The organism is Rathayibacter caricis DSM 15933, from assembly GCF_003044275.1.
Classification (GTDB): domain Bacteria; phylum Actinomycetota; class Actinomycetes; order Actinomycetales; family Microbacteriaceae; genus Rathayibacter; species Rathayibacter caricis.
The window spans coordinates 483373-497100 of sequence record NZ_PZPL01000001.1 but is presented as its reverse complement, the minus strand read 5'-3'; the positions used below and the strand labels follow the sequence as shown (position 1 = coordinate 497100).

Below are 13728 nucleotides of genomic sequence, written 5' to 3'. Positions count from 1 at the left end.
CGTCCGCGCGCGGAGCCGGTGGGTCCGCCCGCCGGCACCCCTCACCCCGCCAGGGCCCGCGTCCGCTGCACCGCCCACACCGTCAGCCCGAAGCCCAGCACCGTCGCGGCGACCAGCATCAGCGCCGTCCAGCCGCCCGCCTGCCACAGCAGGCCCGCGAGCGCCGATCCGATCGCCCCTCCCGTGAAGTTGCCCACGATGTACACCGTGTTGAGCCGGCTCCGCGCTGACGGATCGATCGAGAGCATGCGCGTCTGCGCGAGCACCTGCACCCCCTGCAGCCCGATCGAGAACACCGCCACCGCGATCAGCACGACCACGATCGACGTCGCTCCGAGGCCCGCGATCACGACGCCGATCAACGCCACGACGAGCCCCGCTCCGATCGCCGGCAGCGACAGTCCGCGGTCGTAGAGACGCCCGACCCGCTGCGCCGAGATCGCGCCGGCGATGCCGACGAGGCTCACGAGTCCGATCGCGGTGGCCGAGTACGAGAAGGGCTCGGCGCCCAGGAGGAAGGTCAGACCCGTCCAGAACAGCGTGAACGCGCACATGGCCGACGCTCCGATCAGCACCGTCACGCGCACGGCCCGACTGCCCGCGACCGTGCGCAGCACCGAGGCGAGCAGCGTCCCGTACCGCACCTTGGCGCGCGGAGGCAGGCGCGGGAGACGGCGCGCCATCACGATCGCGAGCACCAGGACGAGCGCGGCGGCGAGGCCGAACACCGAGCGCCAGCCGAGCAGATCGGCCAGGATCCCGCTGATCGCGCGCGAGATCAGCAATCCGAGCAGCAGTCCGGAGGCGACCGTGCCGAGCACGCGCCCCCGTTGCTCGTCGGTGGCGAGGTCGCCGGCGAGCGGAGTGAGCAGCTGCCCCGCCACGGTCGTCACGCCGATCAGGGCGAGCGTCGCGAGCAGCACCGGGAACGCCGGCGCGAGCGCGGTCGTCGCCAGGAACACGGCCGCCAGCACCATCAGCGCCGGGATCAGCCGTCGCCGGTCGAGGGTGTCGCCCAGCGGCACCAGGAGGAACACCCCGATCGCGTAGCCGACCTGCGTCACCGTCACCAGCAGTCCCGCGGAGCCGGGGGAGACGTCGAAGGTCGCACCGATCACCCCGAGCAGCGGTTGCGCCCAGTAGAGGTTGCCGACCGCGGCGCCTCCGGCGATCGCGAAGAGCAGGGTGAGCCCGCGGGTCATGCCGGCGGGGCGATCGACGGTGCTCACGGGGCTGCGGGGGTCGTGGTGACGGGCATGGAGCGATCCTCTCGCGGCGCGGGGACGGGGCGCGCGAATCCAGACAACTCCTCCCCAGGGGGTGGGCGAGAGGTTCTGTCCAGAGGTGTTCCCGCAGGGCATCCCGCCGAGCGGAGGCGCGACGTAGCGTGAACCCATGCCCCACGATCCCGAGGTGAAGGACTTCCTCGTCTCCCGCCGCGCCCGCCTGTCGCCCGACCGCGTCGGGCTGCCCTCCGGAGGCGTCCGCCGCGTCCCGGGCCTGCGCCGCAGCGAGGTCGCCCAGCTGGCGGGCGTGAGCATCGAGTACTACTCGCGCCTCGAGCGCGGCGACCTCCGCGGAGCCTCCGAGTCGGTGCTCGAGGCGCTCGCCGCGGCACTCCGGCTCGACGACGCCGAGCGCGCCCACCTGTTCGATCTGGCCCGCGCGTCCGGAGGCACGCCGGCGCGCCGGCGCCCGAGGCGCGCGGTCGGAGTCCGACCCTCCCTCCGCCTCGCGGTCGAGTCGATCACCACCGCGCCGGCCTTCGTCCGCAACGGCCGCCTCGACGTCCTCGCCGAGAACGAGCTGTTCCGCGCGCTCTACGCCGACGAGTACGGCGCCCGCGAGCATCCCGAGCGCCCGGTGAACCTCGCCCGCTACACCTTCCTCCGCCGCGATCTCTCCGAGCGCTTCCACCCCGACTGGGCGACGGCCGCCGACATCAGCGTCGGCATCCTGCGCACCGAGGCCGGCCGCACGCCCGACGACGCCGGCCTGCAGGCCCTCGTCGGCGAGCTCTCGACCAGGAGCGACGAGTTCCGTCGACGCTGGGGCGCCCACGACGTCCGCCACCACGCAAGCGGTGCGAAGTTCTTCCACCACCCGGTCGTCGGCGACCTGCACCTCAGCTACGAGGCGTTCGAGCCGATGGGCGACCCGGGCCTGAACTTCCTGATCTACAGCGCCGAGCCCGGCTCGCCGAGCGCCGACGCGCTGACGCTGCTCGCGTCCTGGTGGGCGACGAGGCAGCAGGAGGCGCCACCTGCCGGTCGCGACCTCGCTGCGCCGCGCCTCGTCCCGCCCCCGACACCGAGGAGCTCCGAATGACCTGGAACCCGACGACCCTCGCGGCGATCGCCGCCTCCGACGATCTCCACGTCTCGCCCTTCCGCGCCGACGGAGCGACGTACGGCACCCCCACCTGGATCTGGTCGGTCGTGGTCGGCGACGATCTCCTCGTCCGCGCCTGGAACGGGCAGCGCTCGCGCTGGTACCGAGCCGCTGTCGAGCAGGGTGCCGGGCGCATCCGGGCGGCCGGCGCCGAGCACGAGGTCGCCTTCGAGCAGGCCGACCCCGCGAGGCGCGACGCCGTCGACGCCGCCTACCGCGAGAAGTACGCGGGCAGTCCCTACCTGGCGCCCATGCTCGGGGAGGGCCCGGTCTCGGCGACCGTGCGCCTGCTCCCGCTCCGATCACCGCGCTGACCGCGCCACTGCCGAGAGGACCTCGTGAACATCGAACCCGCCGCACCCACCGTCAAGAACCCGCCCGAGCAGTTCGTCGGCGACGTCTGGCTCGACCTCCTCGCCGTGCCGCACGATCCCGACCAGCGCGCCACCCTCGGCCGCGTCCGCTTCGCCCCCGGCGCCCGCACGGCCTGGCACTCGCATGCCCGCGGCCAGTACCTGCACGTGACGCAGGGAGTCGCGCGCTTCGGTGCTCGCGACGGCACGATCCTCGAGCTCCACGCCGGGCAGACCCTCTACACCCCGCCCGGCGAGGAGCACTGGCACGCGAGCGCTCCCGGCGTCTTCATGGAGCACCTCGCCCTGTTCGAGAGCGCGGACGATCCGGCTGCGAGCACGGTCTGGGCCGAGCACATCACCGACGACGAGTACGAGGGGCGGTGACGCCTCCTCCGGCGCGCCGCGACCGCCGAGGGGCGGCGAGGTGGTCGGCTTCACCGGGGACGACGCGCAGGAGGACACCGTGACCGACAGCAGCACCGCCGAGGGCAGCACCGAGGGCCTGACCGCCCTCATCGCCGAGCTCGAGCAGCAGGAGCGCGATCTCGTGCTCGACTCCTTCGACCACGACACGGCGTGGCGGCTCGGCTCCCGCATCGCCGAACTCGCCCGGGAGGCCGGAGCGGCGGTCGCCGTCGACATCCGCCGCCCCGGGCTCCTCCTCTTCCGCGCCGCCCTGCCCGGCAGCACTCCCGATCAGGAGTCGTGGATCGCCCGCAAGTCGGCCGTCGTCCTCCGTCTCGAGACCAGCAGCGCCCTCGCCGACGCCCGCTTCACCGCGGCGGGCGCCGACCCGTCGGCCCGTGGCTGGCTCGGTCCGGAGTACGCCGTCACCGGCGGGTCGGTCCCGATCCGCGTGCGCGGCGTCGGAGTGGTGGCCGCGGCCACCGTCTCGGGCCTCGCCTCCCTCGACGACCACGCCCTCGTCGTGCAGGCCCTCCGCGAACTGGTCGCTGCTCAGAGCTGAGCTCGCCCGGCACGGATCAGATCAGCTCGGATCGGATCAGCACGGATCAGATCAGCTCGAGGTTCGGCCCGCGGTGGACGGCCAGGTAGGCCCTGTTCCGCAGGATGTTCGCCTCGTCGTCCGTGAGCGTCCGGTCCAGCGGCCGGAGGACGATGCGGACGAGCGCGTTGACCTGCCCCTCTCGGATCCCGAGCCGCTCTCGAGCGCGGTCGGGCAGGAGCTCACCGGCCGTCATGGCGAGGACGCTCACGCTCTCGATCGCGGCGGCGTCGATTCCGAGAGCGGCGCGGATCCGATCACCGAGGGTCTCCTCGTCGTCATCGCGCTCCACGACGACCGAGAGGTCCCGACGCACCGCGGGCAGGGACGAGACCGCACGCCAGGGCTCGAGGTCGGCCATCTGCTCGAGGATGCGCGGATCGCTCGCGCGCAGCAGCCGGATGTCGTCGATCCGCTTCCTCAGCATGAGCGCGCGGTCCAGACCCATCCCGAGAGCGAGACCCGACCAGACGGCCGGGTCGAGCCCCGATCGCAGGAGGAGTCCGGGATCGATCAGCCCGCATTCGGCCAGTTCGAGCCAGTCGCCGCCGACCTGCACGTCGAGCTGACGGCCGTCGGTCGTGTACGGATGCTCGGCGGGAACCGCTCGCCATCGTGCGCCGGGAAGCACCGCGTCCACGACGGCTTCGAGCATGCCCTCGAGGTCAGCCGTCGTCATCCGCGCCGTGTTCGTCACGCGCCACAGGTCGACCTGGTGCGGTTCGCCGACGTGCGTGCGGTCGATGGAGTCGCGGCGGTAGACGAGACCGGGCAGCACGTGGAGGCGGTCGTGATCACCGGTCTCCTCGCGGGCGAGAGCCCGGAGGAGCGGCGGGATCATCGCGGACGTGTGGGTGCGGAGCATCACGGTCTCGCTGACGTACCGCGAGTACCGCTGGTCGCGGGTGACCGCGGACGCGTCGAAGCCGAGGCGGTCGTAGTTGTCCTCCACGGCGACCAGGGGACTCGCGCGCACCGTCGTGGCGGGCACGCCCCACGTCTCGGCGAGCGCCTCCGTGACGGCGGCGAGGAGGAGTTGCAGGGCGTGCTCGCCCTGCGCGGGATCGCTCAGGTCCCGGAGAGCGAGCGAAGAGCCGAGGTCATCGGCGGAGAGGGAGGAGGGCATGACAGTCCATTTCGAGTCGGAGTGAAGGGGGAGACCCCTCGACCGACCCGGCGCGCGGACTGATCTACGCGCGCGCGCTCAGCCCTGCACGACCGGTGACCGGTCGAGGGCGGAGAAATCGCAGCGTCGCATGCATGTCCCCACTGTACGGCCGGCGCCCGCGGGGAGGCGAACGTCCTCCCCAGGTGCCGACGGCGCCCCGACTGTCCTTTCCGCACGGCGGAGGTGAGGGATTGTCGGAGGTGTCTGGTGGAATACGCGTATGACAGAACCAGACGAGGGCGCGCCGGTCGGGTCCGACCCGGTCCGGGCCCTCTCCGATCTCGCAGCGCGCCTCGCGCGGTCGACAGCGCCGGTCCTCCTCGCCAGGGCGGTGGCGCTGCACGCGGCGCATCGAGCGGCGCTCGCGGTTCCGGAGTCGTACGCCCGCGGCGACCGTCTGTCCCGGAGTGAGGCGAGCGATCTCGTCGAGCGGTCCGTCCGGGCCGAGATCGCGGTCGCGCTCCAAGTCTCGGAGCGGGCGGCCTCCCGCCTGCTCGAGCAGGCTCAGCTGCTCGTCGAGGACCTCCCGCGCACCCGCGCCGCGCTGGCGGAGGCCCGGATCCTCTGGGAGTCGGGCGAGGTGATCTGCGCGGTGGCGAGCACACTGCCCGCCGGCTCCCGAGCCGAGTTCGACGAGCGCGCGGCCGAGTCGGCGCTCTCCTCGACGCCGACGCAGCTGCGGAGGGTGGTGGCCCGGCTGCGGGACGAGCTGCACGAGCAGCCGCTCGCCCAGCGGCACGCCCGCGCCCGCGAGGACCGCTCCGTCTGGGTCAGCCCGGAGATCGACGGCATGGCGACCCTCTGCGCGCTGCTGCCCGCGACCGTGGCACTCGGTGCCTACCACCGCCTCGACCGCATCGCCCGCTCCCTCCGCGGCGGTGCTGCCGGCGGTGCTGCCGGCGGTGCTCCCGGCGGTGCTGCCGACGAGGCGGGCACCCGCGTGGGCGACGAGCGGACCCTCGCGCAGCTCCGCGCGGACGCGTGCGCCGACCTGCTGTGCGACGGCGAGGTCAGCGGTGCGGGCCCCGGCCCCGGCGCAGACGGCGTCGCTCCGACCTTCGTTCCGGGAGTGCGCGCGGAGGTGCGCCTGACCCTCGCCGCGAGCACGGCGGCCGGGTGCGACGAGGCCCCGGCGGAGCTCGACGGCTACGGCCTCGTCCCCGCCGAGCTCGCGCGAGGGCTGATGGTCGAGTCGGCGCTCCTGACTCGCGTCCTGACCGATCCGGAGTCCGGCGCGGTCGTCTCGGTGGGCCGCACCCATCGAGTGCCCCCGCCGCGGATGAGGCTCGCGCTCCAGCTGCGCGACCGGACCTGCCGGTTCCCCGGCTGCACCCGCTCCGCGGCGACCGCCGACGCCGACCACGCCCTCGAGTGGCGCAACGGAGGCGAGACGGCGCTCGACAACCTCGCCTCGCTCTGCGTGAGCCACCACCACGTGCGCCACGGCGATCGCTGGACGTACGTGCTCCAGCCCGACGGCCGAGCGGACTGGACCACTCCCACCGGCCGCCGCGTCACGACCCGACCACCCGCCCTCGTCGAGCCCCGAAGCCCCGCTGTCGACCGGAAGGGCCCCCGGTTCGGGGAGCCGCCCCCGTTCCGACGAGCGCCCGCCCGGGTCAGGGGCGGATGAGCACCTTGAGCGCCTCGCGCGAGTCCATCAGCCGGTAGGCCTCGGCGATCTCGGACAGCGGCAGCTCGCGGTCGAACACCCGCCCGGGGTCGATCGTGCCGTCGAGCACCTGCGGGATCGCGGCCTCGAGGTACGCCCGCACCGTCGCCGGTCCTCCGGTGAGCGTCGCGTTCTTGCCGAACAGCGACGCGAATCCGATCGGAGCCTCCTCGTACTGCGGCACGCCCACGCGCGAGAGGACGCCACCGGGGCGGAGGACGCCGTACGCCTGCTCGTAGGCAGGCAGGTGTCCCACGGCCTCGAGGACCACGTGCGACCCCTCGCCCCCGGTGATCTCCAGCACCTTCGCGACGCCCTCCTCGCCTCGCTCGGCGACGACGTGCGTCGCTCCGAACGACCGGCCCAGGTCGGTGCGGTCGGTGTGGCGGCCCATCAGGATGATCGTCTCGGCGCCCAGCTGCTTCGACGCGAGGACGGCTGAGAGCCCGACCGCGCCGTCCCCGATGACCGTGACGATCGTCCCCGGGCCGACGCCCCCGCGCACCGCGGCGTGGTGGCCGGTCAGGTAGACGTCCGAGAGGGTCAGCAGCGAGGGCATGAGAGCCTCGTCCGTCCCCTCGGGGATCACCACGGCCGTGCCGTCGGCGAACGGGACGCGCAGCTTCTCGGCCTGCGTGGCCGACGCGGCGCCGTCGAAGAAGCCGCCGTGCACGCAGGAGGTGGTGAGGCCGTCGCGGCAGTACGCGCACGTGCCGTCGGACCAGGCGAAGGGGATGATCACCGTGTCGCCCACCTTGAGGCAGGCGACGGCGGAGCCGATCCGCTCGACGACCCCGATGGCCTCGTGGCCCATCCGCCGTCCCTCGGGGGTGTCCTCGAGGTCGTGGTACGGGTGCAGATCGGATCCGCAGACGCACGCGTACGTGACGCGCAGGATCGCGTCGGTCGGCTCCAGGATCTCGGGGTCGGGGACCTCGACGACGCGGACGTCGCCGGATCCGTACATCAGGGTGGCGCGCATGGTGCTCCTCTTCCTCCGTGGTCCTCCGATCCGCGCGGCGGTCGGAGGGGGACGCTCCCAGTGAAGACGCGCGTCCGCAGCCGTGCCAGGGCTCCCCCGAGACGGGGTCCAGCAGACACTCCCACCGCCGCCCGGCACCCCCGTAGCGTTCGAAGCATGGACAACCGAGCCGAGATCCGCGAGTTCCTCGCCTCCCGCCGAGGGCGCATCAGCCCGGAGCAGGCCGCCGTGGAGCCGATCGGCGGTCGGCGCCGGGTGCCCGGGCTCCGTCGCGAGGAGGTCGCGCGCCTCGCCGGGGTGAGCGTCGACTACTACACCCGCCTCGAGCGCGGGAACCTCGAGGGCGTCTCCGACAGCGTCCTCGACGCGATCTCGCGGGCGCTGGCCCTCGACTCCGCCGAGCGCGACCACCTGTACGACCTCGCCCGCGCCGCCGCTCCGACCGCCCGCCGCGTGCGCCCGGCCGCGGTCGCCGCGACCGTCCGCCCCGAGCTGCAGTACCTCCTCGACGCGATCACCGGCGCTCCCGCCTTCATCACGAACAACCGGATGGACATGCTGGCCGCCAATGCGCTCGGTTTCGCCCTCTACTCCGAGATGTACCGGGGGCCGCAGTGCCCCGCGAACCACTCGCGCTTCATCTTCCTCGACCCCCGCGCGCAGGATTTCTACCCCGACTGGGAGCGCGCGGCGAACGTGAACGTCGCGATCCTGCGGCGCGACGCCGGCCGCAGCCCGCACGACAGGCAGCTCGCCGAGCTCGTGGGCGAGCTGTCGATGCGGAGCGAGGAGTTCCGGACCCGCTGGGCCGCGCACGACGTGCGGCGCCATTACGCCGGCCGCAAGCAGTTCCGGCACCCGGTCGTCGGGCTCCTCGAGCTGACCTTCCAGGCCATCGAGCTCGACCAGGATCCCGGGCACTCGATCACCGTCTACCCCGCCGTCCCCGGCAGCCCCTCCGACGAGGGGCTGCGCCTGCTCGCCAGCTGGGCCGCGACCGAGGGCGTCGTCGAGCGCGCCCGCGCGACCGCCGAGTGAGGACCCCGAGATGACCGCCACCGCCCCGACCGCCACAGTGCCCCGCGCGCCCGCCGAGCGCATGCCGTGGGCCGCCCTGATGATCCTCGCCGCGATGGGCTTCGTCCTCGTCGCGGCCGAGACGATGCCCGCGGGACTGCTCCCGGTGATCGCCGACGGCATGGGCACGAGCGAGGGCGTCGTCGGCCAGTTCGTCAGCGTGTGGGCTCTCGGCACCGTCATCGTCACGGTGCCGGCGATCAGCCTGACCCGCGGGTTCCGGAGGAAGCCGCTGATCCTCGCCGCGATCGCCGGTCTCGTGCTCGCCAACACCGTCACCGCGCTCTCGAGCGACGTGACCCTCTCGCTCGTCTCGCGCTTCGTCGCCGGCGCCTTCACCGGCGTGATCTGGGGCATGCTCGCCGCCTACGGCCGCCGGATCAGCCCCGAGAGCCGCGGCGGACTCTCCCTCGCCGTCGTCTCGACCGGCGCCCCGCTCGGCTTCGCCCTCGGCACCCCGCTCGGCGCGTGGCTGGGCACCGCTTTCGATTGGCGCTGGTCGTTCGGCGGCCTCTCGCTCGCGGCGGTACTGGTGCTCGTGCTGATCGTCCTGGTCGTCCCCGACGCGCCGGGTCAGGAGGCGTCCTCGCGCCTGCCGCTCGCCCGCATCGTCGCGAAGCCGGGCATCGTGATCGTCCTCGCGGTCATCGCCGTCTGGATGCTCGCCCACAACACGATCTACACCTACATCGCGCCGTACCTGCGCGAGACCGGCTCGGGCCTCGGCGCCGACCTGACGCTGCTCGTCTACGGCATCGCCTCGGTCGCCGGAGTCGCGCTCACGGCGCTCCTGATCGACCGCTGGTCGCGCCCGCTGCTGCATGGCAGCGTCGCCGTGTTCGTGCTCGCCGCCGTGCTCCTGCTGCTCGCCGGGGACTCGGGCACCGTGATCGTCGCGGGCGCCGTGCTCTGGGGCGTCGGGTTCGGCGGTGCGTCCGCTCAGCTGCAGGCCGCGCTGACGAAGGCGGGCGGAGCCGACTCCGACGTCGCGAACGCGTTCCTGCCGGTCGCGTTCAACCTCGCGATCTTCGCCGCGGGGATCCTCGGAGCGGTGCTCCTGGGCGCGTTCGACGCGCTGGTGCTGCCGGTGCTGATGGCGGCGCTCGGAGTGCTCGCCCTGCTCCTGACGGTCATCGGCCGTCGCACCGCCTTCACCGGGCGGGTGTGACGCCCGCCGCGCTCAGGCGGCCCGGGAGACCAGCAGGGCGTGCTCGTCGCCGAGTGCGGCGCGCACCTGCGCACCGAGGTGCGCCGCGAACCCGGGGTTCAGGGCGCCGGGCGTCTCGAGCGCTCCGAGCAGGTCGCGGAGGATGGTCAGGGTCTCGGTGGCAGCGTTTTCGGGCACGGCTGCGCCTCTTCTCGGGGTGTGGGGGCGGTCCGGCCGAAATCCAGGGAGGCCGGTTGAGGGGGAGTTCGTGCGCCCTCGCCGGCGCTTCGGATGCGCTGGGAGGGTGGGACGCGGACGAGGTCGGGTGACCCGTCGCGCGCGATCTAGTTTGATCATCAAGGAACTTACTCCGGCGCGCCCCGCTCGGCAAGAGCCCCGGACGAGGGGCGCGAGCCGCGGACCACGATCCCGGCCCGGCCGACTTCCGCACACCTCCGCCACGCGCCACCGCCCGGGCGTAGCGTTGCCGAGGTGATGCGCCCGACGATCCAGACCCTCGGCCAGCTCCGCGCCTCCGGGCACGTGCAGAAGAGCCTCCGCACCGAGATCCGCGACAACCTGCTCGACGCCCTGCGCCAGGGCCGCGACCCGTGGCCGGGGCTGCACGGATTCGCCGACACCGTGATCCCGCAGGTCGAGCGCGCGGTGATCGCCGGCCACGACATCGTGCTGCTGGGCGAGCGCGGCCAGGGCAAGACCCGGCTCCTGCGCACCCTCAACGGCCTCCTCGACGAGTGGTCGCCGGTCATCGCCGGCTCCGAGCTCGGCGAGCACCCCTACGAGCCGATCACCACGGTCAGCATCCGCCGCGCCGAGGAGCTCGGCGACGACCTGCCCGTCGCCTGGCGCTCGCGCGAGGAGCGCTACGTCGAGAAGCTCGCCACTCCCGACACCAGCGTCGCCGACCTCATCGGCGACGTGGACCCGATGAAGGTGGCCGAGGGCCGCAGCCTGGGCGACCCCGAGACCATCCACTTCGGCCTCATCCCGCGCAGCCACCGCGGCATCGTCGCGATCAACGAGCTGCCCGACCTCGCCGAGCGCATCCAGGTCGCGATGCTCAACGTGATGGAGGAGCGCGACATCCAGATCCGCGGCTACGTCCTCCGCCTCCCGCTCGACGTGCTCGTCGTCGCCAGCGCGAACCCCGAGGACTACACGAACCGCGGCCGCATCATCACTCCGCTGAAGGACCGCTTCGGCGCCGAGATCCGCACGCACTACCCGACCGAGCTCGACGACGAGATCGCCGTGATCCGGCAGGAGGCGGACCTCGTCGCGACCGTGCCCGACGCGCTCATCGAGATCCTCGCCCGCTTCACCCGGGCCCTGCGCGAGTCGAGCTCCGTCGACCAGCGCAGCGGAGTGAGCGCCCGCTTCGCCATCGCCGGCGCCGAGACGATCGCCGCGGCCGCGCTGCACCGCGCCACCCGGCGGGGCGAGGCCGAGGCCGTCGCCCGTCCCATCGACCTCGAGACCGCGGTCGACGTGCTCGGCGGCAAGATCGAGTTCGAGTCGGGGGAGGAGGGGCGCGAGGAGGAGATCCTCGAGCACCTGCTGCGCCAGGCCACCGCCGAGACGGTGCGCGCGCACCTGCGCGGCATCGACCTCGGCCCGCTCGTCACCGCCGTCGAGGACGGCGCCATGATCACGACCGGCGAGCAGGTGACCGCGCGCGAGTTCCTCGCCGGCCTCCCGCTGCTGGGCGAGGCCACCGTCTACGAGGATCTGGCCGAGCGCCTGGGCGCGACGAACGAGGGGCAGCGGGCCGGAGCGGTCGAGCTCGCCCTCGAGGGCCTGTACCTCTCGCGCCGCCTGAGCAAGGAGACCGGCGGCGGCGAGGCCGTGTATGGCTGAGCCGGCGCGCCGGACCAACCGCCGCCTGCACCGCGACGCGCGCTACTCCGAGTACCGCGGCGGCCCGGATCCGCTGGCCCCGCCCGTCGACCTCGCCGAGGCTCTCGAGGCGATCGGCCAGGACGTCATGGCCGGCACCTCGCCCGAGCGCGCCCTCCGCGAGTTCCTCCGGCGCGGCGGCCGCGACACCTTCGGTCTCGACGACCTGGGGCAGCGCGTCGCCGAGCGCCGGCGCGACCTCGCGCAGAAGCACAACCTCGACGGCACGCTCCGCGAGGTCCGGGAGCTGCTCGACAAGGCGGTCCTCGCCGAGCGCAAGCAGCTCGCCCGCGACACGCAGATGGACGACGGCGACCGCGCGCTCGCCGAGATCCAGCTCGACAGCCTGCCGCCGTCCGCCGCCGCGGCCGTCTCCGAGCTCGGCGACTACTCCTGGCGGAGCCCCGAGGCGCAGGCCGACTTCGAGCGGATCAAGCAGCTCCTCGGCGCCGAGATGCTCGAGCAGCGCTTCGCCGGCATGAAGCAGGCCCTCCAGAACGCGAGCGATGAGGACCGCGCGGCGATCGACGCCATGCTCCGCGACCTCAACGACCTGCTCGACGCGCACGCCCGCGGCGAGGACACTCCGGAGCAGTTCGACGCGTTCCTGGCGCAGCACGGCGAGTACTTCCCCGAGAACCCCCGCACCGTCGACGAGCTGATCGACGCCCTCGCCGCCCGAGCGGCCGCGGCGCAGCGGATGCGCAACTCCCTGACCCAGGAGCAGCGCGACGAGCTCGACGCCCTCGCGCAGCAGGCCTTCGGCACCCCCGAGCTGATGCAGTCGCTCGGGAAGCTCGACGAGACCCTGCGGGGCCTGCGCCCCGGCGAGGACTGGGGCGGTTCCGAGCGGATGGACGGCGAGGAGGGACTCGGCCTCGGCGACGGCACCGGGGTGTTCCAGGAGCTCGCCGACCTCGACGCGCTGGCCGACCAGCTCGCGCAGTCGCAGAACGGCTCGCAGCTCGACGACCTCGACCTCGACCTGCTCGCCCGGCGCCTCGGCGACGACGCGGCGGTCGACGCGCAGACGCTGAAGCAGCTGGAGCGGGCGCTGCGCGACTCCGGCACCCTGCGCCGCGGCTCCGACGGCTCGCTCGCCCTCAGCCCCAAGGCCATGCGGCAGCTGGGCAAGTCCCTGCTGCGCGACATCGCCGACACGATGTCGGGCCGCCAGGGCGCGCGCGACGTGCGCCGGGCGGGTGCCGCGGGCGAGCGCTCCGGAGCGACGCGCGCCTGGGAGTTCGGCGACACCGAGGCCTGGGACCTCCCGCGCACGATCACCAACGCCCTCACCCGCACCGCCGGCGAGGGCCGCTCGACAGCGTCCGGCGTGCGCATCGAGATCGGCGACGTCGAGGTGCAGGAGACGGAGGCGCGCACGCAGGCCTGCGTCGCCCTGCTCGTCGACACCTCCTTCTCGATGGCGATGGACGGCCGCTGGGTGCCGATGAAGCGCACCGCTCTCGCCCTGCACACGCTCATCACGAGCCGGTTCCGCGGCGACGAGCTCCAGATGATCGCGTTCGGACGCCAGGCCGAGGTCATGGGCATCGAGCAGCTCGTCGGCCTCGACGCGGAGTGGGAGAAGGGCACGAACCTGCACCACGCGCTGCTGCTCGCCAACCGGCACTTCCGCAAGCACCCGAACGCGCAGCCGGTGCTGCTGATCGTCACCGACGGCGAGCCGACCGCGCACCTCGAGCCCGCCGGCGACGTCTTCTTCGACTACCCGCCCGACGCGATGACCATCGCCGTCTCGGTGCGCGAGCTCGACGCCTCCGTGCGGCTCGGCGCGCACACCACGTTCTTCCGCCTCGGCGACGACCCCGGGCTCGCGCGGTTCCTCGACTCGCTCGCGCGGCGGGCCGGCGGCATCGTCGTGAACCCGGAGGCCGACGACCTCGGCGCGGCGGTCGTCAGCTCGTACCTCGGCTCGCGCGACCGCTCCGACGGCGGGCGCGCGACGGGCGACGAGATGTTCGGCCGCGGCTGGGCCTTCTAGGCGAGCG

At 73.5% G+C, this 13728-nt stretch carries 13 protein-coding genes; 9 read left to right on the top strand and 4 right to left on the bottom strand.

Going from position 1 to position 13728, the window contains the following annotated elements:
- Positions 1–41 precede the first annotated feature (41 nt).
- Complete coding sequence (locus C1I63_RS02355) at positions 42–1229, bottom strand: MFS transporter (protein WP_230673157.1); 1188 nt, start codon at positions 1227–1229, stop codon at positions 42–44.
- Positions 1230–1395: 166 nt separating this feature from the next.
- On the opposite strand from C1I63_RS02355, the gene C1I63_RS02350 reads away from it, so the two are divergent.
- The 4 genes from C1I63_RS02350 to C1I63_RS02335 all read left to right on the top strand — a co-directional run bounded on the left by C1I63_RS02350 (position 1396) and on the right by C1I63_RS02335 (position 3714).
- Complete coding sequence (locus tag C1I63_RS02350) at positions 1396–2328, top strand: helix-turn-helix domain-containing protein (protein ID WP_107573621.1); 933 nt, start codon at positions 1396–1398, stop codon at positions 2326–2328.
- Positions 2325–2705, top strand: a complete 381-nt coding sequence (locus tag C1I63_RS02345; protein ID WP_107573620.1) for a DUF2255 family protein — start codon at positions 2325–2327, stop codon at positions 2703–2705. The genes C1I63_RS02350 and C1I63_RS02345 overlap by 4 nt, the downstream gene beginning before the upstream one ends.
- Positions 2706–2729: 24 nt before the next feature.
- Positions 2730–3131 carry a cupin domain-containing protein gene (locus tag C1I63_RS02340; RefSeq protein ID WP_055789735.1) on the top strand — a complete coding sequence of 134 codons (402 nt, stop codon included), beginning with the start codon at positions 2730–2732 and terminating at the stop codon, positions 3129–3131.
- Between the two features lie 79 nt (positions 3132–3210).
- The gene (locus tag C1I63_RS02335; RefSeq protein WP_244906955.1) at positions 3211–3714 is read left to right on the top strand and encodes a heme-degrading domain-containing protein; all 504 of its coding nucleotides are present in this window, start codon (positions 3211–3213) and stop codon (positions 3712–3714) included.
- Between the two features lie 46 nt (positions 3715–3760).
- Here the strand turns inward: C1I63_RS02335 and srmL are convergent, their stop codons facing one another.
- Complete coding sequence (gene srmL / locus C1I63_RS02330; protein WP_107573619.1) at positions 3761–4879, bottom strand: PheS-related mystery ligase SrmL; 1119 nt, start codon at positions 4877–4879, stop codon at positions 3761–3763.
- Positions 4880–5141: 262 nt separating this feature from the next.
- Between srmL and C1I63_RS02325 the strand changes: the two genes are divergently transcribed.
- A complete protein-coding gene (locus C1I63_RS02325) occupies positions 5142–6554 on the top strand; it encodes an HNH endonuclease signature motif containing protein (protein WP_107573618.1) in 1413 nt (470 codons plus the stop codon).
- On the opposite strand, the gene C1I63_RS02320 is transcribed toward C1I63_RS02325, so the two are convergent.
- The gene (locus C1I63_RS02320; RefSeq protein WP_107573617.1) at positions 6541–7575 is read right to left on the bottom strand and encodes a zinc-binding dehydrogenase; all 1035 of its coding nucleotides are present in this window, start codon (positions 7573–7575) and stop codon (positions 6541–6543) included. The genes C1I63_RS02325 and C1I63_RS02320 overlap by 14 nt on opposite strands.
- 156 nt (positions 7576–7731) lie before the next feature.
- On the opposite strand from C1I63_RS02320, the gene C1I63_RS02315 reads away from it, so the two are divergent.
- Together C1I63_RS02315 and C1I63_RS02310 are read left to right on the top strand one after the other, a co-directional pair.
- The gene (locus tag C1I63_RS02315; protein ID WP_107573616.1) at positions 7732–8613 is read left to right on the top strand and encodes a helix-turn-helix transcriptional regulator; all 882 of its coding nucleotides are present in this window, start codon (positions 7732–7734) and stop codon (positions 8611–8613) included.
- Between the two features lie 10 nt (positions 8614–8623).
- Positions 8624–9820 (top strand): MFS transporter, encoded by a 1197-nt coding sequence (locus tag C1I63_RS02310; protein ID WP_170116294.1) that lies wholly within the window; start codon positions 8624–8626, stop codon positions 9818–9820.
- Between the two features lie 12 nt (positions 9821–9832).
- Here C1I63_RS02310 and C1I63_RS19625 read toward each other — a convergent pair whose 3' ends face one another.
- Positions 9833–9997 carry a hypothetical protein gene (locus C1I63_RS19625; protein WP_157602582.1) on the bottom strand — a complete coding sequence of 55 codons (165 nt, stop codon included), beginning with the start codon at positions 9995–9997 and terminating at the stop codon, positions 9833–9835.
- Positions 9998–10294: 297 nt separating this feature from the next.
- Here C1I63_RS19625 and C1I63_RS02305 point away from each other — a divergent pair, with 297 nt between their 5' ends.
- Both C1I63_RS02305 and C1I63_RS02300 read left to right on the top strand, forming a co-directional pair.
- Positions 10295–11677: a magnesium chelatase ATPase subunit I gene (locus C1I63_RS02305; protein ID WP_107573615.1), complete on the top strand. Its 1383-nt coding sequence runs from the start codon at positions 10295–10297 to the stop codon at positions 11675–11677.
- Positions 11670–13721 (top strand): vWA domain-containing protein, encoded by a 2052-nt coding sequence (locus tag C1I63_RS02300; protein ID WP_107573614.1) that lies wholly within the window; start codon positions 11670–11672, stop codon positions 13719–13721. The genes C1I63_RS02305 and C1I63_RS02300 overlap by 8 nt, the downstream gene beginning before the upstream one ends.
- The last annotated feature ends 7 nt before the right edge of the window (positions 13722–13728 follow it).

Coding starts and splice junctions, on each gene's coding strand:
- C1I63_RS02310 (WP_170116294.1), top strand. CDS start 8,624: ATGACCGCCACCGCCCCGACCGCCACAGTGCCCCGCGCGCCCGCCGAG.
- C1I63_RS02345 (WP_107573620.1), top strand. CDS start 2,325: ATGACCTGGAACCCGACGACCCTCGCGGCGATCGCCGCCTCCGACGAT.
- srmL (WP_107573619.1), bottom strand. CDS start 4,879: ATGCCCTCCTCCCTCTCCGCCGATGACCTCGGCTCTTCGCTCGCTCTC.
- C1I63_RS02320 (WP_107573617.1), bottom strand. CDS start 7,575: ATGCGCGCCACCCTGATGTACGGATCCGGCGACGTCCGCGTCGTCGAG.
- C1I63_RS02350 (WP_107573621.1), top strand. CDS start 1,396: ATGCCCCACGATCCCGAGGTGAAGGACTTCCTCGTCTCCCGCCGCGCC.
- C1I63_RS02325 (WP_107573618.1), top strand. CDS start 5,142: ATGACAGAACCAGACGAGGGCGCGCCGGTCGGGTCCGACCCGGTCCGG.
- C1I63_RS02315 (WP_107573616.1), top strand. CDS start 7,732: ATGGACAACCGAGCCGAGATCCGCGAGTTCCTCGCCTCCCGCCGAGGG.
- C1I63_RS02305 (WP_107573615.1), top strand. CDS start 10,295: ATGCGCCCGACGATCCAGACCCTCGGCCAGCTCCGCGCCTCCGGGCAC.
- C1I63_RS02300 (WP_107573614.1), top strand. CDS start 11,670: ATGGCTGAGCCGGCGCGCCGGACCAACCGCCGCCTGCACCGCGACGCG.